This is a genomic window from Bradyrhizobium sp. USDA 3397 (assembly GCF_054060965.1).
This window is the reverse complement of the sequence record NZ_JBSSDS010000001.1, coordinates 4,723,010-4,746,997: the sequence shown is the minus strand read 5'-3', so window position 1 is coordinate 4,746,997 and position 23,988 is coordinate 4,723,010. Positions and strand designations below refer to the sequence as shown.

Annotated in this window: 23 protein-coding genes; 13 read left to right on the top strand and 10 right to left on the bottom strand. The window is 65.5% G+C overall.

Translation table 11 applies throughout. From position 1 onward, the window contains the following. The first annotated feature begins 214 nt into the window (after positions 1 to 214). The gene (locus ACVWYQ_RS21875) at positions 215 to 1,075 is read left to right on the top strand and encodes a DMT family transporter (RefSeq protein WP_456726380.1); all 861 of its coding nucleotides are present in this window, start codon (positions 215 to 217) and stop codon (positions 1,073 to 1,075) included. A 15-nt stretch (positions 1,076 to 1,090) separates the two neighbouring features. Here the strand turns inward: ACVWYQ_RS21875 and ACVWYQ_RS21870 are convergent, their stop codons facing one another. After that, positions 1,091 to 2,026, bottom strand: coding sequence for a LysR family transcriptional regulator (locus tag ACVWYQ_RS21870; RefSeq protein ID WP_404654409.1), 936 nt, complete (start codon positions 2,024 to 2,026; stop codon positions 1,091 to 1,093). A gap of 96 nt (positions 2,027 to 2,122) precedes the next feature. On the opposite strand from ACVWYQ_RS21870, the gene ACVWYQ_RS21865 reads away from it, so the two are divergent. Beyond that, a complete protein-coding gene (locus ACVWYQ_RS21865) occupies positions 2,123 to 2,977 on the top strand; it encodes an NAD(P)H-dependent oxidoreductase (RefSeq protein WP_456726379.1) in 855 nt (284 codons plus the stop codon). Positions 2,978 to 3,021: 44 nt separating this feature from the next. Here ACVWYQ_RS21865 and ACVWYQ_RS21860 read toward each other — a convergent pair whose 3' ends face one another. Next, entirely contained in the window at positions 3,022 to 4,230 is a 1,209-nt protein-coding gene (locus tag ACVWYQ_RS21860) for an EAL domain-containing response regulator (RefSeq protein ID WP_404654405.1), read from the bottom strand. 493 nt (positions 4,231 to 4,723) lie between these two features. Then, entirely contained in the window at positions 4,724 to 5,887 is a 1,164-nt protein-coding gene (locus tag ACVWYQ_RS21855; RefSeq protein WP_456726378.1) for a hypothetical protein, read from the bottom strand. Positions 5,888 to 6,223: 336 nt separating this feature from the next. Here ACVWYQ_RS21855 and ACVWYQ_RS21850 point away from each other — a divergent pair, with 336 nt between their 5' ends. Beyond that, complete coding sequence (locus tag ACVWYQ_RS21850; protein WP_404654402.1) at positions 6,224 to 6,850, top strand: LuxR C-terminal-related transcriptional regulator; 627 nt, start codon at positions 6,224 to 6,226, stop codon at positions 6,848 to 6,850. A gap of 51 nt (positions 6,851 to 6,901) precedes the next feature. Here the strand turns inward: ACVWYQ_RS21850 and ACVWYQ_RS21845 are convergent, their stop codons facing one another. From ACVWYQ_RS21845 to ACVWYQ_RS21830, 4 genes are all read right to left on the bottom strand, one after another. Then, positions 6,902 to 7,150, bottom strand: coding sequence for a hypothetical protein (locus ACVWYQ_RS21845; RefSeq protein ID WP_157286442.1), 249 nt, complete (start codon positions 7,148 to 7,150; stop codon positions 6,902 to 6,904). A 141-nt stretch (positions 7,151 to 7,291) separates the two neighbouring features. Beyond that, a complete protein-coding gene (locus ACVWYQ_RS21840) occupies positions 7,292 to 7,666 on the bottom strand; it encodes an Hpt domain-containing protein (RefSeq protein WP_456726377.1) in 375 nt (124 codons plus the stop codon). A 155-nt stretch (positions 7,667 to 7,821) separates the two neighbouring features. After that, entirely contained in the window at positions 7,822 to 8,520 is a 699-nt protein-coding gene (locus ACVWYQ_RS21835; protein WP_404546389.1) for a Crp/Fnr family transcriptional regulator, read from the bottom strand. Between the two features lie 185 nt (positions 8,521 to 8,705). Further along, positions 8,706 to 8,864 (bottom strand): hypothetical protein, encoded by a 159-nt coding sequence (locus tag ACVWYQ_RS21830; protein WP_271543676.1) that lies wholly within the window; start codon positions 8,862 to 8,864, stop codon positions 8,706 to 8,708. A gap of 394 nt (positions 8,865 to 9,258) precedes the next feature. On the opposite strand from ACVWYQ_RS21830, the gene ACVWYQ_RS21825 reads away from it, so the two are divergent. The 7 genes from ACVWYQ_RS21825 (at position 9,259) to ACVWYQ_RS21795 (ending at position 15,806) form a co-directional block, all read left to right on the top strand. Further along, positions 9,259 to 9,741: a response regulator gene (locus ACVWYQ_RS21825; RefSeq protein ID WP_404654400.1), complete on the top strand. Its 483-nt coding sequence runs from the start codon at positions 9,259 to 9,261 to the stop codon at positions 9,739 to 9,741. 425 nt (positions 9,742 to 10,166) lie between these two features. Then, complete coding sequence (locus tag ACVWYQ_RS21820; protein ID WP_456726376.1) at positions 10,167 to 12,977, top strand: hybrid sensor histidine kinase/response regulator; 2,811 nt, start codon at positions 10,167 to 10,169, stop codon at positions 12,975 to 12,977. A 32-nt stretch (positions 12,978 to 13,009) separates the two neighbouring features. Further along, positions 13,010 to 13,483, top strand: coding sequence for a chemotaxis protein CheW (locus ACVWYQ_RS21815; RefSeq protein WP_057030291.1), 474 nt, complete (start codon positions 13,010 to 13,012; stop codon positions 13,481 to 13,483). A gap of 31 nt (positions 13,484 to 13,514) precedes the next feature. Next, on the top strand, positions 13,515 to 13,901 hold the full coding sequence (locus ACVWYQ_RS21810) for a response regulator (protein ID WP_018321619.1): 387 nt from the start codon (positions 13,515 to 13,517) through the stop codon (positions 13,899 to 13,901). Between the two features lie 61 nt (positions 13,902 to 13,962). Continuing rightward, on the top strand, positions 13,963 to 14,841 hold the full coding sequence (locus tag ACVWYQ_RS21805; protein WP_275503367.1) for a CheR family methyltransferase: 879 nt from the start codon (positions 13,963 to 13,965) through the stop codon (positions 14,839 to 14,841). 2 nt (positions 14,842 to 14,843) lie between these two features. Continuing rightward, entirely contained in the window at positions 14,844 to 15,161 is a 318-nt protein-coding gene (locus tag ACVWYQ_RS21800) for a hypothetical protein (protein WP_036015908.1), read from the top strand. Between the two features lie 141 nt (positions 15,162 to 15,302). Beyond that, on the top strand, positions 15,303 to 15,806 hold the full coding sequence (locus ACVWYQ_RS21795; protein WP_404654396.1) for a response regulator: 504 nt from the start codon (positions 15,303 to 15,305) through the stop codon (positions 15,804 to 15,806). Between the two features lie 21 nt (positions 15,807 to 15,827). On the opposite strand, the gene ACVWYQ_RS21790 is transcribed toward ACVWYQ_RS21795, so the two are convergent. Next, positions 15,828 to 16,130, bottom strand: a complete 303-nt coding sequence (locus ACVWYQ_RS21790) for a hypothetical protein (protein WP_275503366.1) — start codon at positions 16,128 to 16,130, stop codon at positions 15,828 to 15,830. 149 nt (positions 16,131 to 16,279) lie between these two features. On the opposite strand from ACVWYQ_RS21790, the gene ACVWYQ_RS21785 reads away from it, so the two are divergent. Next, positions 16,280 to 16,915 carry a response regulator transcription factor gene (locus ACVWYQ_RS21785; RefSeq protein WP_026202588.1) on the top strand — a complete coding sequence of 212 codons (636 nt, stop codon included), beginning with the start codon at positions 16,280 to 16,282 and terminating at the stop codon, positions 16,913 to 16,915. Between the two features lie 155 nt (positions 16,916 to 17,070). Here the strand turns inward: ACVWYQ_RS21785 and ACVWYQ_RS21780 are convergent, their stop codons facing one another. Next, a complete protein-coding gene (locus ACVWYQ_RS21780; RefSeq protein WP_456726375.1) occupies positions 17,071 to 20,679 on the bottom strand; it encodes a PAS domain S-box protein in 3,609 nt (1,202 codons plus the stop codon). Then, on the bottom strand, positions 20,657 to 21,076 hold the full coding sequence (locus ACVWYQ_RS21775) for a response regulator (RefSeq protein WP_271539810.1): 420 nt from the start codon (positions 21,074 to 21,076) through the stop codon (positions 20,657 to 20,659). Before ACVWYQ_RS21775 ends, ACVWYQ_RS21780 begins: the two co-directional genes overlap by 23 nt. Positions 21,077 to 21,329: 253 nt before the next feature. Between ACVWYQ_RS21775 and araD the strand changes: the two genes are divergently transcribed. Both araD and ACVWYQ_RS21765 read left to right on the top strand, forming a co-directional pair. Beyond that, on the top strand, positions 21,330 to 23,069 hold the full coding sequence (gene araD / locus ACVWYQ_RS21770; RefSeq protein ID WP_271539809.1) for an L-arabinonate dehydratase: 1,740 nt from the start codon (positions 21,330 to 21,332) through the stop codon (positions 23,067 to 23,069). Between the two features lie 124 nt (positions 23,070 to 23,193). After that, complete coding sequence (locus tag ACVWYQ_RS21765) at positions 23,194 to 23,913, top strand: ribonuclease activity regulator RraA (RefSeq protein WP_036030575.1); 720 nt, start codon at positions 23,194 to 23,196, stop codon at positions 23,911 to 23,913. Positions 23,914 to 23,988 lie beyond the last annotated feature (75 nt).

The following is a 23,988-nucleotide window of genomic DNA, read 5'->3' as shown; positions in this document are numbered from 1 at the left end:
GGACAAGCGCGTCAAGCCACGCTCCCTCGACTTTTTGGCTCCCGAAACCCCGTCCGACCAGCACTCCATCCCACCCCCCACCTAACCCATTGATCTTGCAACCCCCGTCTACTGTGCATGGGGTTGTTTTCGCACCTTTGTTGTTCCATGCCATCGCGCGGGGCGTTCAACCGCCGCGGCACCGGATCAGCCACCCCCACCAAGCGAGACCAACATGCACTCTTCCGCCAGCGGCTGGGGCAATGGCCTCCTCGGCGTCATCATCTTCAGCGGCTCGCTGCCGGCGACGCGGGTGGCGGTCGGGGGCTTCTCGGCGCTGTTCCTGACCTCGGCGCGCGCGGTCATCGCGGCGCTGATCGGAGCAGTGGTGCTCGCCGTGCTCAGGCAGGCGAGGCCGCAGCGCCGTGATCTCGCCTCGCTCACCATCGTCGCCATCGGCGTCGTGGTCGGCTTTCCGCTGCTGACGGCGCTCGCGCTCCAGCACATCACGTCCGCGCGCTCCATCGTCTTCATCGGCCTGCTGCCGCTGGCGACCGCGATCTTCGGCGTGCTGCGCGGCGGCGAGCGGCCGCGGCCGCTGTTCTGGCTGTTCGCTGGTCTCGGCAGCGCCACGGTGGCCGGCTTTGCCCTCACCGGCGACGGCGCGGCGTCGCTCGAAGGCGATCTCCTGATGGTCGCCGCGATCGTGCTGTGCGGCCTCGGCTATGCCGAAGGCGCCGCGCTGTCGCGCCGCCTCGGCGGCTGGCAGGTGATCTCCTGGGCGCTGCTGCTCGCGCTGCCCTTGATGCTGGTGCTCGCAGTGCTGACGTGGCCGCCGGTCTGGAGCGGCATCTCTGTGCCCGCCTGGATCGGGCTCGCCTATGTCTCCGTCTTCAGCATGTTCGTCGGCTTCATCTTCTGGTACCGCGGGCTCGCCATCGGCGGCATTGCCCGCGTCGGCCAGCTGCAGCAGCTGCAGCCGTTCTTTGGCTTGGCGCTCGCCGGTCTCCTGCTCGGCGAGCCGGTCGCAGGCAGCATGATCGCCGCGACGGCAATCGTGGTCGCCTGCGTCTTCTTCGCGCGGCGGTTTGCGTGAGGGCAACCGTTCGCTTTACTTCCTGCCGGATTGAGGCCTTTCGATCCCGGGTAATCGCGCGATCTGCTCGGCGAGGAAATCGACCAGGAGGCGCACGCGCGCAATGCCGGACCGCTCCGGCACGATCAGCATGTTCAGCGGCACCGGCGGCGGCGAATAGTCCGGCAGCACGCGTTCGAGGCTGCCGTCCGCGAGCAGGTCGCTGACCAGCCACAGATGCGCCGGCGCAATGCCGCGGCCGGCCGCGAGCGCCTCACGCGCGGCGAGCCCGTGATCAAGGCGCAGCCGCCCCTCGAAGGGGATCGCATGGCGGCCACCGCGGCGCCCCTGCAGCACGAGGACATCGCTGCCGGCGATGTTGGACATCCGAACGCCCTCGTGCTTGGCGAGGTCTTGCGGGCGCGCAGGCCGGCCACGCGCGGCAAGATAGCCGGGTGCGGCCACGAGCAGCCGCCGCGACTGCCCGAGCGACTTCAGCTTCATCGAGCTTTCGGCGAGCGGTCCCAAACGCAATGCGACATCGACGCCCTCTCTGATGAGGTCGATCCGCTCGTCGGTCAGGCTGAGGTCGACCGACACCTCCGGATAAGCGTCCTGGAAGGCGAAGATCAAGCGGCTGACGTGGAGCACGCCGAACGCAGCGGTGCAGGAGACCCGGACCGTTCCGGCCGGCGCGCCGCGCGTCGAGCGCGCTTCATCACCGGCCTGCTCGACCAGACGCAGGATATGCACGCAGCCCGCGTAGTAATTGCGGCCCTCCTCCGTCACGGTGACCCTGCGCGTGGTCCTGGTGAGCAGCGGCACGCCAACCGCTTGCTCCAGCTCCCGAATGTGCCGAGTCACCGTGGACTGGCCGACCCCGAGCTCGCGCGCGACCGCAGACAGGCTTCCGCGCTCGGCGACGCGCACGAAGCTGCGCATGCGCTCGAGGGTAACCTCCGACCTATCCATTTTCCGGCACAATCTTATCCATCGGCTACGTCTACCGGATCGCGGGCCACCGCGCTATCTGCCGAGCCACAATCCTCAATCCAATGGTGCCCGAACATGAAAGTGTTGATCGTCTATGCTCATCCTGAACAGCGCTCGCTCAACGGCTCGCTCCGGGATGTCGCCGTCAGAGAGCTCGAGGCGCAGGGGCACGAGGTGCGGGTCTCCGACCTTTATGCCGAGGGCTGGAAGTCCGAGGTCGACCGCGGCGACTTTCCGTCGCTGCCGGTCGATGCGCGTCTCGCGGTCGCCGCGGCATCCAAGCAGGCGTTCGAGGCGGGCACGCTGACCGCCGACGTCAAGGGCGAGATCGAGAAGCTGCTGTGGGCGGATGCTCTGATTCTGCAGTTTCCGCTGTGGTGGTTCAGCATGCCCGCGATCCTCAAGGGCTGGGTCGACCGCGTGTTCGCCTACGGCTTCGGCTATGGTGTCGGCGAGCACAGCGACAAGCGCTGGGGCGACCGTTACGGCGAAGGGACCTTGGCGGGCAAACGCGCGATGCTGATCGTGACGGCCGGCGGCTGGCAGGACCATTATTCCGCTCGCGGGGTCAACGGGCCGATCGACGACCTGCTGTTTCCAATCAATCACGGCATTCTCTATTATCCCGGCTATGACGTCCTGCCGCCGTTCGTGGCCTATCAGGCCGACAGGTTCGATGAAGCCGCTTTCGGCGCGACGGCCGAACGCCTGCGCGAGCGCATGAGAACGCTCGCGACGACTTTGCCGATTCCCTATCGGCGCCAGAATGGCGGCGATTACGTCATTCCGAGCATGCAGCTCCGCGCCGGGCTCGAGTCTCCCGGGGCGCGCGGTTTCGCGCTCCATCTCGATCAGGCTGACGAAAGCGGCGCGCCCAGCAAGCCAGCGGCGATGCGGTCGACGGCGGATCTCCGCGCGGAAACGGCGTAGTTGCGGGATTGCACGGGCGCGCTCTCAAGGCCGGGAGCGCGCGCTCATCCCATCACCGTCCGCGTCAGCGCGGCCTTCGCGAACTTCTTCAGCGGCATCGGCTTGCCGAACAGAAAGCCCTGCACGACATCGAAGCCGATCTCGCTCGCCGCGATGAGGTCGGCGCGGCTCTCGACCCCTTGCGCCACAGCGCGCGCGCCAAAGGTCTGCGCCAGCTCGACGATGTGACGGCACACCGTTCGCTTCAGCCGATCGCCGCCGCTGCCGGTGACGAATTGCCGATCGGCCTTCAGCTTGACGAAGGGAATCTTGTCGAGGTCCATCAGCGACGGCCAGTTGGCGCCGAGATTGTCGATCGACAGGCCGATATTGTGCAGGCCGACCTCGCGCGCGACCTCGGCCAGGAAATCGAGCTCGCGGATCGCCTCCTCGCTGTCGATCTCGACCGTCAGTCCGCCGAAGGCCGGATGCGTCGGCACGCGGCGGCAGAGATCGCGCACCGCCTGCGGCTCCCTGAGATAGGCGGCGGGAAGATTGATCGAGAGATCGACCGGACTTTGTTGCTCCAGAAGATAGTGCCAGTCCTGCATGGCGCGATCGATCACGAACTCCGACAGCTCGCGAAAATGCGGATCGTGCGGCTCCGGGATGAAATAGGCCGGCGGCACCACGCCCCAGGTCGGATGCCGCATCCGCACCAGGGCCTCGGCGCCGTTGCGCACCAGCGTGCGCGCGTCGATCTTGGGCTGGTACCAGAGCTCGAGCCAGCCGGCATGCAAGGCCTCGCCGACATGCACGGCCGGGCTCGGCGCCGGCTCCTCCGGCAGCAGCATCGCAACGCGCTCGCGCAGCGTCTCCGCGGCAAAGGGCGTGGTCAGCGGCGGCAGCATCGCAAGGCCGTATTCGTCGCCGACCTGCCGCACGGCCTTGACGATGATCGAATCGCGGGCGCCGACGGCGAGAACCTTGCCGGCAAACGCCTCACGCACCAGGACTTCGAGGAATCGTCCCGGCTCGATGCCGTCGGCGGCGACGCCGAGCAGGATCAGGTCCGGCAATTCGCTCGCGAGCACCGTCTTCAGCTCCTCGGCGCTGGCACATTCGCAGGTGACGAAGCCGAGATCCTCGAGGATCTCGCTGAGGAACGCCCGCAAGTGACGCTTGCTGTCGGCCACGCAGGCGCGCGGCGTCACCTTTCGCCGTCCGAAGGTCACAGGCCTTCGTCCGACGAGTTCAATCATCCCATCGTTCATCGTACACCACTCCCGTTCCGTGACGGTTTCATAAACGCGGAGCGTGGGTTCAAATAAGGAGAGCTTCACTTCGTTCTTGAATTATCTGAGTAACGTTAAGCCCTGCAATTCGAGCTAATTTGTCGATGAAATCTTCGATGCACGCGCGCGGTAGTCCCGCGGCAGCGATGAAGCCGGCGCGGCGTCAATCGGCGGCGGCCTTCACTTTGCGACCACCCGCGGTGCGCGCATCGCCGCCTTGCGCCCGTGACAGTTCTGCGACAACGGGTCCGCGTCGGCGGCCGAGAATGTGAAGCACATCACACGCGCGTTGCCGCACTCGCGCTAAAGCTCCCCCGAGCCGGTGGAGGGCTGTCGAGGATTACAGCTATGTCGATGCGGCGAATGATGTATTGGTGGTTCAGGTTCGTGCTGTCAGGGCGATTCATGGATCGCTTCCTGTGCCTGCCGCGCTAGCTGCGCAGCGCACGGGTTTTTCGCGACCGAACCGGCTTTAGGTTTGCCCGATCAATTTGCGGAACGCCGCCGCACCGTCCTGCATCGCGTCGCGTCCCTTCCAGGCCAGATAGGACAGCTTGCCGCCGAGCGTGTCGTGGCTGCGCAGCCGCCGCGAGCCGAGAATGTGGCCGACATTGGCAGGGAAGCGGCTCACCTCGGCGGAGACCAGCGCCGCGATCGCGTCCATCAATTGCTGGAGGCGGACGCCCCATTCGCATTGCTCGATGCCGTCGATGCGCACCTTGAGCGCATATTCGGTGTCGTAGATTTCGGCGAGCAGGTCGCGGGCGATCAGCACCCGGTTGTGCCGGAGTGCGACACGAAGTGCGAGGCGCTTGTCGTCGAGCCGGTCGAGCACCATGTGAACGACGCAGGCATAGGGGGTGGCGGCGACGTCTGCGGCGGCCTTGCTCGCAGCGGCCCTGGTGGCAAGCCGCACCAATTGCCAGGACGTCCTCAAGCGTCGCGCCACCAGCGTCAGCGCGAAGGGCAGCGCCTGGGGATGGGCCTTCTTGAAGGCGTCGAGCTGCGCGGTGATCTGGGCGACTTGGCCGTCGTCGAACTTGGCGATCTTCTCGGGCAGCTTCTCGCTGAACTTTCGCAGCGCATCGCCGGCGCGGAGCACATGCAGCATCTTGACGACGTCGTCGAAGGCGGTGCGCGAAGCCGTGTATTGCCCGAGCTTGGCGCGCGCGGCATCAGTGCTCTCGGGCGAATTGAGGGTGCTCTCGAGGACCTTGACGACCTTGATCTGGAAGGTCGAGGCGATCTTCTGGACTTCCTTCGGGTTGTTGGCCGCGACCTGGTCGCCGATCGCCTTGATGTAGTCGCGCGCCATCGTCGGCAGCAGGTCGCGGCAGATCCATTCCCAGATCGGGGTGAGGGTATTGCGCGAGATGCGCCCCATGTTGGCATGCTCGGGCGCGCCGTCGATCAGCAGCAGCTCGAGCGGCGCGAAGAAATAGCGCGACGGGCTGGTGGCGCGCACCTGGGTCGATCCGTCCTTGCGGAATTCGGCGCGCAAGCGGGCCTGGATGTCGGCCGAACCCGGCATGTCGATGCCGCACAGCTCGAGCCGTTCGAGCTCGCTGAGCAGACAGCTGCGCGACAGCGGCGTCAGCCTCTGCAGAAATTCCGATAGCCGGTCGATCTCGTCCATGGCACGCAATCTTTCGCAGCGTGGCCCGCGGGCTTGCGGACCCAATGCGTGGAGGCATTTGCGCGCTCTCAACCTCCCTAGAGAAGCAAGTCGCCGTTAATTAATCCGTAAAATCCGGGGGATGGATGTCGGAGCAAGGCGGCCGCCGACGAGCTTTTCCCGTTCCCAGCCCAGGATTTTGGCAGAAAACTCAACCGTTGCATGGTCGCGGGCGACGCCGCGCAAGCATAAATTGTGCCGAAGTCGTCATTTCAGCGTAAAAGAGCCTAAATCACCGTAGTCATACGGAGCAGAAAGTTAACCACAGACCCGCCCCGGTTCCGCTAAACGAGTGACATGGGGTCACAGAATGATACGGCCACCGATTCGCGGCCGTCGGCATGGCACGAGAGCAGCGCTGCTTCAGCTGAAGAGCCCGATTTCGCCCGCCTGAGCGCCTTGCGTGCCAATGCGGCCGACGAAATGGCGGCTGCCATCGCCCGCGAGCTCAATGGCCCCCTGACCGCGCTGCTGCTCTACATGGGCGAGATCAAGCACCACAGCGATCAGCTCGTCCCCGCGACCGGCGATCGCGCCTATTTGCAGCGGGTGGTGGAGAATGCGCTGGCCCAGACCGAGCGCGTTTGCGGCCTGGTCAAGCAGCTCGCCGGCCCGCCCAAGGGCGGCTCCAAGGGCGGCTTGCCGAGCCCGTCCGAAGAAGCAGAATCGAAGGCCGCCCGTGTGCTGCAGCCGCGGCCGCCGAGCGCCGATCTGCTCGGCCCGTCGGGCCAGAAGCGGCTGACCAGGCGCGAGCGCGAGGTGCTGAGGCTGATCAGCGAAGGCTACTCGAACAAGCAGGGTGCGCTTCGCATGCAGATCAGTCCGCGCACCTTCGAGAGCCATCGCGCCGAGGCGATGCGCAAGCTCGGTGCGCGCAACACCGCGGACCTCGTCCGTGCGGCACTGCTGCATTCGATCGACTGAGCCGGGTCGGTTGGCCGCCGCCGGGCAAGAAAATTTGGAAATCCGTGGCGCTCAGAAATAGTCTTCCGCGAACGGACGTGCGCGCGAGACGGGACGCAGCGGCTTGATCTCTTCCTTCGGCGCGCTCGGAATGATGGTGATGGTCCAGCGGGGAGGCATGCTCGATTCCTGCTCCAGCACCGAGCGCACGAAACCGGTCACGGTCGACTCGCCGGCCTGCACCGTCGCCATTCGGCCGTTGAACTGTGCGATCCGGAAGCGACGAACCTCCTTCTGGTCTGCGGTCTCGTAGGTGAACATGGAAAACCCTCCTGGTTTTCCGGGACTATCGCCAGCTATGATTAGCCTTCTGTGAAAATCGCAAACCGTAGAAGTACGGCGGGAGTGCACGCGCCGGTAGTTCGGGGCGCTTTTCACGCGAAGTTGCACGTCAAACGCGAGCTAGCCTTGCGGCTCCTGCGCGTGCGCGGCGGCGTAGGCCGCATCCATCAGATCCAGGAGCGCGCGGAATTCGGCCTCGCCGAGGCTTTCCACGGTTTTCTCCAGCCGCAGCGACAGCGCGGCGAGCCTGAGATAGCCGAACGTTCCGGCCGCGCTCTTCAACGAATGCGCTTCGCGCGCGATCCTGGCGTGGTGCTGCGCAGGCGAGAGCGTTCGGAACGATTGCAGGCGCGCGCAGGTCTCGCTCCAGAACACGTCGCGCACTTCGCCGGCACCATCCTCGCCGATCTCGCGCACCAGCGCTTCGTACGCGCACGGCTCGCGCGCGGGTTCGGCATCGAGTGCCTTTGCGAGCGCGACGGTGACGTCAAACATGGCCTTGCCTGCCTTGATCCGGTTCGTTGTCGCGCGGCACGTCGCGGCGCGAGGCATGTCGCGTGTGTACGGCCTTCGAATTTCAGTTCCGGTAGCAGGATGGCCGGTGTTTGCAGGCCGGCGTTAGCCTGCGGTTTACCAGGCGAGCGCGGCGTTCAGGGCGGGCCGAGCAGCCGGTCGTACTGGGCCTTCACGGCGGCGTAGCATTCGCACGCCGTCTGTCGCAGCCCGTCGAGGTTGGTGATCTGGATGTGTCCGCGGCTGTAGTGGATGACATTGGCTTGTTGCAAGGAATTGGCGACCAGCGAAACGCTGTTGCGCCGGGCCCCGATCATCTGCGCCATGGTCTCCTGGGTCAGCACCAGGCGCGACTCGCCCGACAGGTCATGAGTGTGCAACAGGCAGCGCGACAGCCGCGACTCCACCGGATGGGCGGCATTGCAGCCCGCGGTCTGCTGCACCTGGGCGTAGACCGCCAACCCGTGACGCGTGAGCCGCGTGCGCAGGACGCTGCTCTGGTCGGCGGCCATGCGCAGGCGGTCCAGATCCACCGCCGAGGCGACGCCGGGAACCAGCACGATCGCGGTGTTCAACGCACACGCATCGCCCACGATGGCGAGCGTTCCGAGCAGGCTGTCGCGGCCGATCATGGCGACTTGCACATGCCCGCCTTTGGCCAGTTCAACCACCAGCGAGATGACGCCGCGGTGAGGAAAATAGGCGCGCCTGAGCGTCTCGCCGGTCTCGACCAGCACCGCTCCGTGGGGCAGATCCACAGTTCGCAGGTGCGGGCGGATCAATTCATAATCGTCCGCCGACAATGCCGACAGGAAGCCGTTGGACGGACGCGCCATGCTTTCCAAAGCTGCCTCCCCCGTACCTTGCACGTGGGAATCGCAACGCGCGGATTTACGTCGTGCGCGGGTAAATTCCATCATCTTCGCGGCGGGACATATTGGCAATTGAGACAAGTTGTCCGGCCCTGGCGATGCGTCGACGCCGCGTGCCGTCGGCATACAGGGATCGCATCGTGCTCCCGTCACGCCGCGGCTCCGTCGGCGAGCGCCGCGCCAGCCCGCACGACGCTGTCGCGGACCAGCATCGCAATTTCCATCGTCTGTCCTTCGGAAGCACTATGCGGGAAGTAGACATGTCTCGGCGCAGTGCCGACCTCGCCCAGGACAGACTTGCTGACCATTCAACCGTCGCGAGGTGCGGACGCAGCAGATCGAAATCCGCCGCATCGAGCAGTTGCAGCAGTTGGTTGGGCTGGTGGCCGCTCACGGTCATGCAGGTCAATCCGGCGGGTTCGATGGACGCTGGGCGCCGCCCTCGTCACTCAGTTGCACGGCGCGAACATGCTACCCTAAAGGTTGTGGCATCGTCCATATACCCGTTAGAGGGCAGACAGCCTGTCTCATTTGCGGCGGAATTAAGAAGCGCACACTGGTTCGCTGACGAGGCGGCTGTCCTGAAACGATTGCGCAGGAACAAGCGGCAAGGGGGCCTCAGCCATCGGGCCAGCGCGCGTCGCCTCGACTGCTTCCGCAAGAATGTTCGTTTCACCTCTCATCGAAAGCAAAGGGGAAAGGATGCCCCACGATTCAATTGATGAATCGCCGAAACTGGAAGGACAATTAGGGCGAGACGATGTGCGCCATATTCTCGTCGTCGACGATGACGCGATGGTGTGCATGGCCATCGAGGTCTACCTCCAGCGCAACAATTTTCGGGTGACGATCGCCGAGGGCGGTGAAGCCGGACTGCGCGCCCTCGAGCACAAGCAATTCGATCTGATGATCATCGACATCTTCATGCCGCACATGCGCGGGTTCGAATCGATCCGGATCTTCCACGAGCTGGCTCCGGTCATTCCGCTGATCGCGATGTCCGGCTACGCCTTCGCGAATTTGAACTCGCCCGCGCCGGACTTCCTGCGGATGGCGCTGGAGCTCGGCGCCGCGCGCTGTCTGCGCAAGCCGTTCACGCCGCACGCGCTGCTCGCCGCCATCAACGATTGCCGGGCAGAGCATCGCTCCCGCTCCGACATTGTCACGGCCGTGCAGCTCGGTTAGCGCGACACGAGCCGCTTTCCCCGCGGGGTAACGCTTCGTTTACCTCGAGCGTAGACGCGCAAATCGCGGCAACGTCCAAGAACGCGCGCGACGAGAGCGCCGCCGGTTGCGCGCGGCTCGCCCCAACCGCCTGCGGGCCGGCTCTATCGTTCTTCACGAGCAGACCTTTCCCACGCGTCTCGTCGCGCGATTAGTGGCTCGTTTACCGCGCGGCTCCGCCGTTGCGGCGCGGGGATGGTTTTGCCGAACAGCGCTGCAACACGCGGCAGAACTGCAAACTTCTCTTCAAAATCCGTAGTAGCACGGAGGATGAAATTAACGGGACTGTGAAAGGGGATGTCTAACGATCCAAAATAGGGGCGTCCGTCCGTGCCAAGGGTGGCTCGGACGTCGCGTTTGCGACCCGGATCAGTAAGGCGTAGCTCATGGATGATCTGTTGCGGGAGTTTCTGACGGAGACCAGCGAGAGCCTGGACACCGTGGACAATCAGCTGGTGAAGTTCGAGCAGGAGCCGAACAACGCCAAGATCCTGGATAACATCTTCCGCCTGGTCCACACCATCAAGGGCACCTGTGGCTTCCTCGGCCTGCCGCGGCTGGAAGCGCTGGCCCATGCCGGCGAGACCCTCATGGGCAAGTTCCGCGACGGCATGCCTGTGACTGCCGAGGCGGTGACGGTGATCCTCTCCTCGATCGACCGCATCAAGGAGATTTTGGCTGGCTTGGAGGCGACCGAGGCCGAGCCGGAGGGGAACGACCGCGATCTCATCGACAAGCTGGAAGCAATGGTCGAGCAGGGCATGGCCGCCATGTCAGGCTCGGCGCAGCCGATGCCGACTGCCGGCACTGCTGCTCCCGTCGCCGATGCGCCGCCGCTGGCGCCGGAAGCGCCCGCCACTGCAGCCGCCCCCGCCAAGGAGATGACCATGGGCACGCTGGTCGATCAGACCCTGGAGCGCCCCTTGCGTCCGGGCGAGGTCTCGCTCGACGAGCTCGAGCGCGCCTTCCGCGAGACCGCGATCGAAGCGCCGGTGCCCGCGCCCGTGGCCAAGGCTGAGGTCAAGGCCGAGCCCGCGCCGGCTGCTGAAGCGCCCGTTGCCGCAAAGCCCGCCAGGGAAAAGGCCGCGCCGAAGAAGTCGATGGCCGACGAGATGGCGGGCGAGGGCGACCGCATCGCCAACCAGTCGATCCGCGTCAACGTGGATACGCTGGAGCACCTGATGACCATGGTCTCCGAGCTGGTCCTGACCCGCAACCAGCTCTTGGAGATCTCCCGCCGCAACGAGGACACCGAGTTCAAGGTGCCGCTGCAGCGCCTCTCCAACGTCACCGCCGAGCTGCAGGAAGGCGTCATGAAGACGCGCATGCAGCCGATCGGCAATGCCTGGCAGAAGCTGCCCCGCATCGTCCGCGACCTCTCATCCGAACTCGGCAAGCAGATCGAGCTCGAGATGCACGGCGCCGACACCGAGCTCGACCGCCAGGTGCTTGACCTGATCAAGGACCCGCTCACCCACATGGTGCGCAACTCCGCCGATCACGGCCTCGAGACCCCCGCCGAGCGCCTCGCCAGCGGCAAGGGCGAGCAGGGCACCATTCGCCTGTCCGCCTATCACGAGGGCGGCCACATCATCATCTGCATCGCCGACAACGGCCGCGGCCTCAACACCGAAAAGATCAAGGCCAAGGCGCTCTCGTCCGGTCTCGTCACCGAGGCCGAGCTCGAGAAGATGAGCGAAGCCCAGATCCACAAGTTCATCTTCGCGCCGGGCTTCTCCACTGCCGCTGCCATCACCTCGGTCTCGGGCCGCGGCGTCGGCATGGACGTGGTCCGCACCAATATCGACCAGATCGGCGGCACCATCGACATCAAGTCGGTCGCGGGCGAAGGAAGCTCCGTCACCATCAAGATTCCGCTGACGCTCGCCATCGTCTCGGCGCTGATCGTCGAAGCCGCCGGCGACCGCTTTGCGATCCCGCAGCTCTCGGTGGTGGAATTGGTCCGCGCCCGCGCCAACTCCGAGCACCGCATCGAGCGCATCAAGGACACCGCGGTGCTCAGGCTCCGCAACAAGCTGCTGCCGCTGATCCATCTCAAGAAGCTCCTGAAGATAGACGACGGCGCGGCCTCCGATCCCGAGAACGGCTTCATCGTGGTGACGCAAGTCGGCAGCCAGACGTTTGGCATCGTCGTCGACGGCGTGTTCCACACCGAAGAAATCGTGGTGAAGCCGATGTCGACAAAACTGCGTCACATCGACATGTTCTCCGGCAACACCATTCTGGGCGATGGCGCGGTCATCATGATCATCGATCCCAACGGCATCGCCAAGGCGCTCGGCGCCGCCGGCTCCTCGGCCCATGGCATGGGCGACGAAGCGGCCGGCCATCACATCGGAAGTGGCGAGCAGACCACCTCGCTCTTGGTGTTCCGCGCCGGCTCGTCGCAGCCCAAGGCGGTCCCGCTCGGCCTCGTCACGCGCCTGGAGGAGCTGCCCGCCGACAAGATCGAGTTCTCGAACGGCCGCTACATGGTGCAGTACCGCGAGCAGCTGATGCCGCTGGTGGCCATGGAAGGCGTCACCATTGCGAGCCAGGGCGCCCAGCCGATCCTGGTGTTCGCCGACGACGGCCGCTCCATGGGCCTCGTCGTCGACGAGATCATCGACATCGTCGAGGAACGGCTCAACATCGAGGTCGGCGGCTCCTCCTCCGGCATTCTCGGCTCGGCCGTGATCAAGGGCCAGGCCACCGAGGTGATCGACGTCGGCCACTTCCTGCCGATGGCGTTCGCCGACTGGTTCACCCGCAAGGAGATGAAGCCGTCGCTGCATTCGCAGTCGGTGCTGCTGGTCGACGACTCGGCCTTCTTCCGCAACATGCTGGCGCCGGTGCTGAAGGCGGCCGGCTACCGCGTCCGCACCGCGCCGACCGCGCAGGAGGGCCTCGCGGCACTGCGCGCCCAAAACTTCGACGTGATCCTGACCGACATCGAGATGCCCGACATGAACGGGTTCGAGTTCGCGGAAGTCGTCCGCTCCGACAACAACCTCGCCGCGACGCCGATCATCGGCCTGTCGGCGCTGGTGTCGCCGGCGGCGATCGAGCGCGGCCGTCAGGCCGGCTTCCACGATTATGTCGCCAAGTTCGACCGTCCCGGCCTGATCGCGGCGCTGAAGGAGCAGACCGCGGGCGCCGCCGGCGCCTCCGAGCTGAGCCGGGCGGCCGCGGCTTAAACCTTAAGCGGCATGGACCAGGAGACACTGAAATGAGCAAGAAGACCCAGTCCGCTGAAGGCGCCATGGTCGAGTACGTCACCGCGATGATCGGCGGCCAGCTGTTCGGGCTGCCGATCTCCCGCGTCCAGGACGTGTTCATGCCCGAGCGCGTCACCCGCGTGCCGCTGGCCTCGCGCGAGATCGCCGGCGTTTTGAACCTGCGCGGCCGCATCGTCACCGTGGTCGACATGCGCTCGCGCCTCGGCCTGCCCAAGGACGAGGACGGCAAGACCGCGATGGCGGTCGGCGTCGACCTGCGCGGCGAATCCTATGGCCTCCTGATCGACCAGATCGGCGAGGTGCTGCGCCTGCCCGAGGACGGCAAGGAAGAAAACCCCGTCAACCTCGACCCCCGCATGGCCAAGCTCGCCGGTGGCGTCCACCGCCTCGACGGACAGCTCATGGTCGTCCTCGACGTCGACCGCGTCCTCGAGCTCGAAACTAAGACGCAAATGGCCGCCTGAGCCAACGAAACATCGAAGCCGGAGAACAGAAATGAAGACGTGTTTGGTGGTCGATGATTCCAGCGTGGTGCGCAAGATCGCGCGCCGGATCCTGGAAGGTCTGGAGTTCGAGGTCACCGAGGCCGAGGACGGCTCGAAGGCGCTCGAGATCTGCCAGCGGCAGCTGCCCGACGCGGTGCTGCTCGACTGGAACATGCCGGTGATGGACGGCTTCGAGTTCATGGGCCACATGCGCCGCCTGCCCGGCGGCGACCAGCCGAAGGTGGTGTTCTGCACCACCGAGAACAACGTGGCTCATATCGCTCAGGCGCTCAGCGGCGGCGCCAACGAGTACATCATGAAGCCCTTCGACAAGGACATCATCGCCGACAAGTTCGCTGAAGTTGGTTTGATCCCGGTCGGACAAGCCATGGTCTGAGTGTGTCCGGCCCAAAGCACTTGGGCCAGAGTGTTCCAGTACAGCTTTCGAGAGGCCATCCGTGACCCCGACCGAGTATGAGTATCTGCGTAAGTTCCTGAAGGATAATTCCGGTCTCGACCTGTCCACAGACAAGCAATATCTGATCGAAAGCCGCCTGCTGCCGCTGGCCCGCAAGGCCGGGCTGTCCGGCATCGCCGAGCTCGTGCAGAAGCTGCAAGGCGGTTCGCGCCAGCTGATCACCGACGTGGTCGAGGCCATGACCACCAACGAGACCTTCTTCTTCCGCGACAAGGTCCCGTTCGATCATTTCCGCGACCACATCATGCCGGAGATCATCAAGGCGCGTGCGGCCAAGCGCAGCGTGCGCATCTGGTGTGCTGCCGGCTCGACCGGGCAGGAGCCCTATTCGCTGGCGATGTGCCTGAAGGAGATGGGCGCGGCCCTCACCGGCTGGCGCGTCGAGATCATCGCGACCGACCTGTCGCAAGAGGTGCTGGAGAAGGCCAAGGCCGGCGTCTACAGCCAGTTCGAGGTGCAGCGCGGCCTGCCGATCCAGATGCTGGTGAAATATTTCAGGCAGACCGGCGAGACCTGGCAGATCAATCCCGAATTGCGGGCGATGATCCAGCACCGCCAGCTCAACCTGCTGCACGATTTCGCCCAGCTCGGCACCTTCGACGTGATCTTTTGCCGCAACGTGCTGATCTATTTCGATCAGGACACCAAGATCAACATCTTCAACCGCCTGGCGCGCCAGATCGAGCCCGACGGCTTCCTGGTGCTCGGCGCCGCCGAGACCGTGGTTGGACTGACCGACACGTTCCGGCCGATTCCGGAGCGGCGCGGCCTCTACAAGCCGAATGATCCGCGCGTGGCCGCGGCCAAGCCGGTTCTCGCCGGTGCGGCGCCGCGCATGGCGGCGATGGCGGGACGATAATCATGGCCGAGGATGGCAAGGGCGCGGAGCGTGTGACCTTCAGCCGCGGCTATGATGTCTGCATCATGGCGATCGACGGCACCTGGCGGCGCGACTGCAAGCTCAACGCGATCTCCGACACCGACGCGGTTCTCACGGTGGAGGGCTCGATCCAGGGCTTGAACCTGAAGGAGTTCTTCCTGCTGCTGTCGTCCACGGGTCTTGCCTATCGTCGCTGCGAGCTGGTCCGTGTCAACGGCGCCGAAATGGACATCCAGTTCCTGCGCGGCAAGAACCGGAAGAAGCGCGGTGCGGCCGGCGGCCACGACGCCGCGGCCTGATCTCGCCGCCGCCGTCGCTGCGCTTTCCGGCACTTTGCTTCACATTTTCTGAACGTTTCCGAGTCAATTGCCCGCGGCAGCTTTACGCGGCTTCAGCGCGAGCCGTGTATCCATTGACGCTCTCAATCTCAGGATCCGGTAATGCCCAGAAGTTCTCTTTCCCCGATCTCGTCAAACCTGCCCGACGGCTCCGAGCGGCGTGCACTTCAGCTCCTGGTGGTTGATGACGACGCCACGCAGCGCCGCCTGATCACGGTCGCGGCCAAGCAGGCGGGCCACGAGATCACCGTGGCGCCATCGGTGGCGGACGCGATCGAGAAGCTGCGCGCCGCGCGCTTCGACTGCGTGACGCTCGATCTCGTGCTGGAGGATGGCGACGGCGTCGACGTGCTGCGCGAGATGGCGAGCGCGAAGTTTGCAGGCTCCGTGATCGTCATCAGCGGCATGGACGGCAAGCGCCGCAGTGCCGCTCGCAGCTTCGCCCGTTCCGTCGGGATCGAGCTCCAGAGCCTGCCGAAGCCGCTGGATCTCGCGGCGCTGCGCATCAGCCTCGCCAACCTCGGCAAGACCGCGATGGGCCTGCCGGCGATTCACACCTGGGGTGGTGTCGCCACCGACGCGATCGTGGAACGGCACCGCGCTTGAGCTTGCGGAGCTGCGATGCGGTCAGATGCGGCCGCCCGCCGTGTTGCCGGATTCCGACAGACATTGGAGGGCGTGGCTGAGGCCCGCCCGACAGGCATTGAGGGCCGCGCTTGCGCTGGCGTAGCGGGGCGTGACGTCGTCGAGCAAGACGATATCTGCGGAACCTTCCGGATCGCTGCCGTGTTCTTGATCCATGGCTGCGGCGATCCGGCGCATGCTGGTCTCGATCTGTGCGATCAGCAAACGAAGGTCCGCCGCAATCAGCTCACGGCTCTCGACTTCGGACGTTGCGACGGGAGGCGGCGTGTCGGCTAAATTTAGCATGGATATTCTCCGTCCACCGCAAATAGGCGCCATGCCGCTACTTGTGCGTTAAGTCCATGTCCCGTACAAATACGGGTGGGCCGAATCCGCGCCGAGCGCCGTAACGATTGGCGCGGACGCGAGTCCTTCATGCCAACCGGATGTGGCACATGGCCGAACAAAGCTCTCGCGGTGAAATCTTCGTAGTCGATGACGACCCTGCCGTTCGCGACACCTTGTCGATGGTGTTGAAGGCGGCGGGCTATGAGGTGATCTGTTTCGCGGACGGTGCAGCGCTGCTTTCCGTGGCGCGAAACCGCACGCCGGCTGCAATCCTGCTCGACGTGAATATTCCCGGGAAGTCGGGTCTCGACATCCTGAAGGAGCTGCACGGCGAGGACTATCCGGCTCCGATCTTCATGATCTCCGGGCAGGGCGACATCGCGATGGCGGTGGGCGCGATCAAGAGCGGCGCGCTCGACTTCATCGAGAAGCCGTTCCGCGGCAGCGAGATCGTCGGCCGTCTCGACGAGGCGATCGGTGCGTATGCACGCAGGCAGGCGGAGAACGCGTCGCCGAAATTCGGCTCGCTGCATTTCCCCGGCCGCGAGCCGCTGACGCGCAGGGAGCGCGAGGTGCTGGAGCAGTTCGCCTCCGGCGCCTCCAACAAGGAGGCCGGCCGCACGCTCGGCATCAGTCCGCGCACCATCGAGGACCACCGTGCCAACATCATGAAGAAGCTCGGCGCGCGCAATGCCGCCGACCTGATCCGCATCGTGATGACCGCGGCCCAGCGCGCGTCGTAGGCGCTGGTTCTCTCTCGTGCCCCGGACGCGGCGCATCATGAAATGATGCGCCGCTGAGCCGGGGCCCATCCTTCCAACTTCACGGCTAACGTTCTGGGTCCCGGCTCTGCACAGCAGCGCTTACGCGCCGCAGTGCGTCCGGGACACCAGAGCCTTCACCCGCTCAGCGCCTTGCGGATGATCCGCGCCAGATCCGATTTGCGATAGGGCTTGGCCAGCAACATCACGCCGGAATCCAGCCGGCCGTGATGGATGATCGCGTTCTCTGTATAGCCTGACGTGTAGACCACCTTGAGATCCGGGCGCGTCTTCATCAGCTCGTCCGCGAGCTGCCGTCCGTTCATCTTGCCAGGCATGATGACGTCGGTGAACAGAAGGTCGAACGGCTTGCCGGCCGCGACGATCGCGAGCGCCTCCGCGGCGTTCGCGGCCTGCAACGTGACGTAACCCAGCGAATGCAACTGCGCCAGGACGTAGTCGCGCACCAGCCGGTCGTCCTCGACCACCAGGATCGTCTCGTGTCCGCCCTCGATCGTCGCCGGCGTCACGCCCTCGCCGACCGCCGTCGGCGTCTTGCCGGGCGGCAGATACATCTTGATCGTGGTGCCGTGCCCCTCCTCGCTGTAGATCTTGATGTGACCTGCGGACTGCTTGATGAAGCCGTAAACCATCGAAAGCCCGAGTCCGGTGCCCTTGCCGGGTCCCTTCGAGGTGAAGAAGGGATCGAACACCCGGGGCAGCAAGTTCGCAGGGATTCCGGTGCCGGTGTCGCTCACGGCGATCAGCACGTAGTGCCCCGGCGGCACGTCGTTGGCGCTGGCATAGACCTCGTCGAGATAGGCGGCGCCGGTCTCCACGATCAGCTTGCCGCCGCCGGGCATGGCGTCGCGCGCATTGAGCGCGAGGTTGAGGATCGCGGTGGTGAGCTGGTTGGGATCGACGATGGCGACGCAATTCTCGTCCTCGAACACCGATTCGATCTGGATCTGCTCGCCGAGCGTCGGACGCAACAATTTCGCGGTGTCGACGATCAGCGAGTTGATGTCGATCTCGCGCGGCTGGAGCGGCTGCTTGCGTGCGAAGGCGAGCAGGTGCTGGGTCAGATCGGCGCCGCGCGCGGCGGCCTCGTCGATCATCTTGGTGATCGCCGCGAGCTGCGGCTCCTTGGCGACCGCCTCCGCGAGAATCTCGATCGTCCCGGTGATGACGGTGAGAATGTTGTTGAAGTCATGCGCCACGCCGCCGGTCAGCTGGCCGACGGCCTCCATCTTCTCGGCATGGCGGATGCGCTCCTCGGCGGCGATCTTGTCGGTGAGGTCGCGGTAGAAGACGTTGAACAGCAAGCCCTCGCGCCGCTTCAGCGCGGTGACGCTCAACTCGGCCTTGAATTCCTTGCCGTCGCGCCGGCAGCACATCAGCTCGCGGCGGCGGTTCAGCGTCCGGCCACTCTCGTCTTCGAGGAAGCGTTTCAGGCCGGCTCGGACCCGGTCACGTTCGCTCTCGGCGACGATGAGGTCGATCGTGCTCTTGCCGAGCACCTCGTCGCGGCGCCAGCCGAACAGCCGTTCGGCCTGCGAGTTCCAGTTCAGGATGCTTCCGGTCTCGTCGGTCTGGACGAAGGCGTCAAGCGAAGTCTCGACGATGTTGCGGGCGAGCCGCTCGCTCTCGCGCAGCGATTCCTGTGCGAGCCGCGCTTCGGTCATGTCGCGCCCGACAAAGAAGAAGCGATGTGCCTGCTCGGACCAACTGCCGAGCCAGGATAGCCACACCTCGTGCCCGTTCTTGTGCAAGCAGCGGGTGTCGGCCAGCTTGACGCGCTCGCCGCGGCGCATCGCCCGCATCTCGGCACGGGACTGCTCCAGATGAGCGGGATGAATGAAGTCGGCGCCGCTGCGGCCAATCATCTCGACCGGCCGATAGCCGAGAATGGTCTCGCTGCTCGGGCTGATCTGCGCGACATGGCCGTGCGCGTCCATGATCATGATCAGGTCCTGCGACGTCTCGAAGATCTGCCGCCGCTCCTCAAGCTGGTGCTGCAGTGCCCGCTCCGCGCGCCGCGCCTCGGTCAGGCTGCGCGCGCTTCCGGACGCGCCGATGATTTCGCCCGACGGTCCCTTGATCGGCGACAGGCCGAGCGAAATCTCGACCGGCGTGCCGTCCTTGCGCAGGCGGACCGTCTCGAAGCGTTCAATCGGCTCGCCCCGCGCGATCCGCCGCAGATAGTCCTTGCCCTGTTCGCGGCGGTCGGACGGGACGATGATCGAGGTGGGCTTGCCGATCGCCTCCTCCGCCGTATAGCCGTAAAGGCGTTCGGCGGCCGGATTCCAGCCGGTGATGATGGCATCGAGCGTCTGCATGACGATCGCATCGTCGGACGATTCCACCGCGGCGCTGAACAGGTTCTCGCGCGCCGCGTGGTGGCTTCGCGCGGCCTCGGTGCGGCGATGCTCCTCGATCTCGCGCTCGAGCGCGGCCGTTTTCGCGCGCATCTCCTCCACCATCCGCGCAAAGGCCCGTGCCAGCACGCCGGTCTCGCCGCTGGCATCGACGGGGATGTCCGCGGGACGTCCGCTGCCGATGGCCTGCACCGCCTCCGTCAGACGCCCGATCGGGCGGGTCAACGAACGCGCCAGCAGCACCGCGAGCGCAGCCGCGGCGAGAACGGCCAGCACGCCGACGAGCACGGACGTTCTTTGAATGGCGGCCGGTACGCGGCCGAACACCGACGGGGGAACGGTCACGACGATGGCGACCCATTCCTTGCCCGCAAGCGATAACGGCACGAATGCCGCGCCGCTCGTCCGGCCCGACTCGTCGGTCGTGACGCGTGTGACCACGTCCGACGTGCCGGCCAGGGCTGAGAGGAACGGAAGGTCTTTGCGCCAATCGGCCGGATGGCCCCGCGATGACCCGAACTCCCGCGTCCGGTCGGGATGGACGAGATAGTCGCCGCGCGCATTCACGACGTAGATCTCTCCGCCCGAGGTCGTCGTCGCGCGGATCCGGTCGAGGGCCGGGCGCATGTCGATATTGGCCACGATGATGCCGAACGGCTTGTCGTCGGCTGTGAACAGCGGCATCGCCGCGCGCATGGTCGGCGCGCGAGGCGCCGTCGTTCCCCCCTGACGGGTCGCGAGCTCGATGGGAGACACATAGATCTCGCCGGGCCCGAGCCGTATGGCTTCCTGGAAGTAGGCGCGGCCACTCTTGCGCTCCAATTCGCTGTCCGGAGCGATCCGGGCTGCTCCGTTGGGCCCCGATCGATCGACGTGGACCAGTTCGCGCTGGTCGTCATCGACGCCGATGATCCTGAACTGCCCGTAGATGGGCTTGGCGTCGATCTCGGCCGCGAGCCGCGCCGCGATACGCTCGCGCCAGGTCTGCTCCGAGACGCCGTCCGCCGGATCGATCCCGCCGCCGGCATGAGCCCGGATGAGGCCGTTGATTGCCGCTGCGGCGCGATAGCCGATCAGATCGCCGCGCACGCCGGCGACGTAGGATTCAAGGTTGGTCGCGAGCAGGCGCGATTGGGCTTCGACCCGCTCCAGCACCCGAGGAATGACGGCCTGTGTGGTGTTGCGATAGCCCAACCATCCGACTGCGGCCACGGTGACCGCAACCAGCAGGATCATCGCGATGGCCAGCCGCGTGGCCAGCGTCGTTGCTGCTCGCATGGGGAGTTTCGCCGGACCTGCCGCATCGCTGAGCCACTTCTGGCTTGCAGCAGAGGAGGCGTTCTTGTCATCGGCGGCCGGAACGGACATCGGACCCCTCTGGCGCGTCGGCCTTCAGGCAATCTGCGACCACGGCAAGCAGTGCATCGGGCCGGAACGGCTTTTGCAGGCTGGCCACGGCGCCGAGCTTGGTCGCCATCTTCAGGAAGTCCGGCTCCGCATAGGCATCCGGCGTGAGCGAACGGCCGGAGATGACGACGATCGGAACGGCCGGGGCCAGCGCCCGAATGTGACGCATCGTCTCCAGTCCGTCCATGCCGGGCATGAAGATGTCGAGAAACAGCAGGTCGAACCGGCTGGCCTCGAACAGCGCCACCCCCTTGCGGCCATCGCCGGCGACCGTCACGTGATGACCAGCCCGTTCCAGCAGCAGCCGGATGGTGAACTGGACGGCCGGGTCGTCATCCACGATCAGGATGTTGGCCACGTCTGAAACCTCCGGAGCCGGCGGGGTTAGTCCCACCAACCGCAAATCAAGCCAATCAACTCGAAATTGTTGCGCGGATTCTTGTCTGCCGGCAAGCACTTCGGCCGGAGCTGCCGCTGTGTTGCGCTGCACTGCCGCTATGCACGCCTGAGTGCATAGCAGAGGCCCGCCTCCCGCCCCGCCCAGCGCCTTGCCCGGGATGGATTGTCTGTGAGAAGAGCAGGACGAATCCTCCGGACGGACAAGGAAAGAGATGACCAACAAGAAGAAGACGCCCGACCAGCTTCGCAGCGCGCGTTGGTTCGCGCCCGACGATCTGCGCTCGTTCGGCCATCGCTCCCGCGCCATGCAGATGGGATACGCGCCGGAGGAGTGGAAGGACCGCCCGATCATCGCGATCCTCAACACCTGGTCGGACGCGCAGCCCTGCCACATGCACTTCAAGTCGCGCGTCGAGGACGTCAAGCGGGGCATCCTGATGGCGGGGGGCCTGCCGCTGGAGCTGCCGGCGCTGTCGCTGTCGGAATCGCTGCTCAAGCCCACCACCATGCTCTATCGCAACCTGCTGGCGATGGACGCCGAAGAGTTGCTGCGCAGCCATCCCGTCGACGGCGTGGTGCTGATGGGCGGCTGCGACAAGACCACGCCGGCGCTGCTGCTGGGAGCAACCTCGATGAACATTCCGGCGATCTATCTGCCGGCAGGCCCGATGCTGCGCGGCAATTGGAAGGGCAAGACGCTGGGTTCCGGCTCCGACGGCTGGAAATATTGGGACGAGCGCCGCGCCGGAAAGATCTCCGACAAGGACTGGCTCGACATCGAGGCCGGCATCGCCCGCAGCTACGGCACCTGCATGACCATGGGTACCGCCTCGACCATGACTGCGATTGCGGAAGCGATCGGCATGACGCTGCCCGGCGCTTCCTCGATTCCCGCCGCCGATGCCAACCACATCCGCATGGCCAGTGAATGCGGCCGCCGCATCGTCGAGATGGTGTGGGAGGATCTGACGCCGAAGGTGATCCAGACCCGCAAGGCGTTCGAGAACGCGATCGCGGTCGCGATGGCGATGGGCTGTTCCACCAACGCCATCATCCATCTGATCGCGCAGGCCCGCCGCGCCGGCCAGGACATCGGCCTCGACGATTTCGAGAAGGCGAGCCGCAAGGTGCCCGTCATCGCCAACGTCCGCCCGAGCGGCGATGCGTACCTGATGGAGGACTTCTTCTACGCCGGCGGCCTGCCGGCGCTGATGGGCCAGATCAAGCCGCATCTGCATCTCGACTGCGTCACGGTCACAGGCAAGACGCTGGGCGAGAACATCGAGGGGGCCGAGGTCTACAATGCCGACGTGATCCGCGGTATCGACAATCCCATCTACAAGGAAGGGGCGCTCGCGGTGCTCAAGGGCAATCTCGCGCCCGACGGCTGCGTCATAAAACCCTCCGCCTGCGCGCCGCGCTTTCTCAAGCACACCGGCCCCGCGCTGGTGTTCGACGATTATCCCGCGATGAAGAAGGCGGTCGACGATCCCGATCTCGACGTCACCGAGGATCACATCCTGATCCTGCGCAATGCGGGCCCGCAGGGCGGGCCGGGCATGCCGGAATGGGGCATGCTGCCGATCCCGACCAAGCTCGTGAAGCAGGGCGTACGCGACATGGTACGCATCTCGGATGCGCGCATGAGCGGCACCAGCTACGGCGCCTGCATCCTGCACGTCTCGCCGGAATCCTACATCGGCGGCCCGCTGGCACTGGTGCAGAACGGCGACCGCATCACGCTCGATGTCGCTGCGCGCACCATCAATCTCGATGTCGGCGAAACCGAGCTCGCAAAGCGCCGCGCGGCCTGGAAGCAGCCCGAGCGCCGCTTCGAGCGCGGCTATGGCTGGATGTTCACAAGGCACATCAAGCAGGCCAATGACGGCTGCGACTTCGACTTCCTGGAGACGGATTTCGGCGCGCCGATCGGCGAGCCGTCGATTTACTGACCCCCTGTCATTCCGGGGCGCGCCGCTTGGCGCGAGCCCGGAATCCAAACCACAATCGGGAGTATGGATTCCGGGCCTGCGCCGTTCCGGCGCATCCCGGAATGACGAGATGAGAGAGCACGACATGACCAAACTTTCCGAAGCCACCCGCACAAAACTCAAATCCGTCTCCACCGCCACCGTCGCCACCGCCTTGTTCAAGCGCGGCCTGCGCATCCAGATGATCCAGGATGTCCGCCCCTTGAGCCCGGACCAGCCGACCATGGTCGGCGAGGCCTTCACGCTGCGCTACATGCCGGCGCGCGAGGACCTCAACACCATCGACGTGTTCAGGGACCGCTCCCATCCGCAGCGCAAAGCAGTCGAGGATTGCCCGCCGGGCGCGGTGCTGGTGATGGACAGCCGCAAAGATGCGCGCGCGGCCTCGGCCGGCGCGATCCTGGTGACGCGCCTGATGAAGCGCGGCGTCGCCGGCGTCGTCACCGACGGCGGCTTTCGCGACTCCGCCGAGATCTCAAGGCTCGGCTTTCCCGCCTTCCACCATCGCCCCTCGGCGCCGACCAACCTGACGCTGCATCAGGCGATCGAGATCAACGTGCCGATCGGCTGCGGCGATGCGCCGGTGTTTCCCGGCGACGTCATCCTCGGCGATGCCGACGGCGTCATCGTGATCCCCGCGCATTTGGCAGACGAGATCGCCAATGAAACTTTCGAGATGACAGCGTTCGAGGATTTCGTCACCGAGGAAGTCGGCAAGGGCCGCGGCATCTTCGGTCTCTATCCCGCCACCGATCCGCAGACGCTCACCGACTTCGCGGAATGGCGCAAGAAGAACGGGCGGTAGTTCCTTCAGCTGCCGTAGAGTGGGCAAAGCGAAGCGTGCCCACCTTGCCTTGACGATTGAGAGATCGTGGGCACG

Bases quoted from the DNA above. Each gene is read 5' to 3' on its own strand.
- ACVWYQ_RS21785 (WP_026202588.1), top strand. From the start codon at position 16,280: ATGGCCGAACAAAGCTCTCGCGGTGAAATCTTCGTAGTCGATGACGAC.
- ACVWYQ_RS21845 (WP_157286442.1), bottom strand. From the start codon at position 7,150: ATGTTCACCTACGAGACCGCAGACCAGAAGGAGGTTCGTCGCTTCCGG.
- ACVWYQ_RS21815 (WP_057030291.1), top strand. From the start codon at position 13,010: ATGAGCAAGAAGACCCAGTCCGCTGAAGGCGCCATGGTCGAGTACGTC.
- araD (WP_271539809.1), top strand. From the start codon at position 21,330: ATGACCAACAAGAAGAAGACGCCCGACCAGCTTCGCAGCGCGCGTTGG.
- ACVWYQ_RS21820 (WP_456726376.1), top strand. From the start codon at position 10,167: ATGGATGATCTGTTGCGGGAGTTTCTGACGGAGACCAGCGAGAGCCTG.
- ACVWYQ_RS21835 (WP_404546389.1), bottom strand. From the start codon at position 8,520: ATGGCGCGTCCGTCCAACGGCTTCCTGTCGGCATTGTCGGCGGACGAT.
- ACVWYQ_RS21860 (WP_404654405.1), bottom strand. From the start codon at position 4,230: ATGAACGATGGGATGATTGAACTCGTCGGACGAAGGCCTGTGACCTTC.
- ACVWYQ_RS21830 (WP_271543676.1), bottom strand. From the start codon at position 8,864: ATGGTCAGCAAGTCTGTCCTGGGCGAGGTCGGCACTGCGCCGAGACAT.
- ACVWYQ_RS21870 (WP_404654409.1), bottom strand. From the start codon at position 2,026: ATGGATAGGTCGGAGGTTACCCTCGAGCGCATGCGCAGCTTCGTGCGC.
- ACVWYQ_RS21865 (WP_456726379.1), top strand. From the start codon at position 2,123: ATGAAAGTGTTGATCGTCTATGCTCATCCTGAACAGCGCTCGCTCAAC.
- ACVWYQ_RS21810 (WP_018321619.1), top strand. From the start codon at position 13,515: ATGAAGACGTGTTTGGTGGTCGATGATTCCAGCGTGGTGCGCAAGATC.
- ACVWYQ_RS21780 (WP_456726375.1), bottom strand. From the start codon at position 20,679: ATGTCCGTTCCGGCCGCCGATGACAAGAACGCCTCCTCTGCTGCAAGC.
- ACVWYQ_RS21840 (WP_456726377.1), bottom strand. From the start codon at position 7,666: ATGTTTGACGTCACCGTCGCGCTCGCAAAGGCACTCGATGCCGAACCC.
- ACVWYQ_RS21765 (WP_036030575.1), top strand. From the start codon at position 23,194: ATGACCAAACTTTCCGAAGCCACCCGCACAAAACTCAAATCCGTCTCC.
- ACVWYQ_RS21790 (WP_275503366.1), bottom strand. From the start codon at position 16,130: ATGCTAAATTTAGCCGACACGCCGCCTCCCGTCGCAACGTCCGAAGTC.
- ACVWYQ_RS21855 (WP_456726378.1), bottom strand. From the start codon at position 5,887: ATGGACGAGATCGACCGGCTATCGGAATTTCTGCAGAGGCTGACGCCG.
- ACVWYQ_RS21800 (WP_036015908.1), top strand. From the start codon at position 14,844: ATGGCCGAGGATGGCAAGGGCGCGGAGCGTGTGACCTTCAGCCGCGGC.
- ACVWYQ_RS21825 (WP_404654400.1), top strand. From the start codon at position 9,259: ATGCCCCACGATTCAATTGATGAATCGCCGAAACTGGAAGGACAATTA.
- ACVWYQ_RS21795 (WP_404654396.1), top strand. From the start codon at position 15,303: ATGCCCAGAAGTTCTCTTTCCCCGATCTCGTCAAACCTGCCCGACGGC.
- ACVWYQ_RS21850 (WP_404654402.1), top strand. From the start codon at position 6,224: ATGGGGTCACAGAATGATACGGCCACCGATTCGCGGCCGTCGGCATGG.
- ACVWYQ_RS21875 (WP_456726380.1), top strand. From the start codon at position 215: ATGCACTCTTCCGCCAGCGGCTGGGGCAATGGCCTCCTCGGCGTCATC.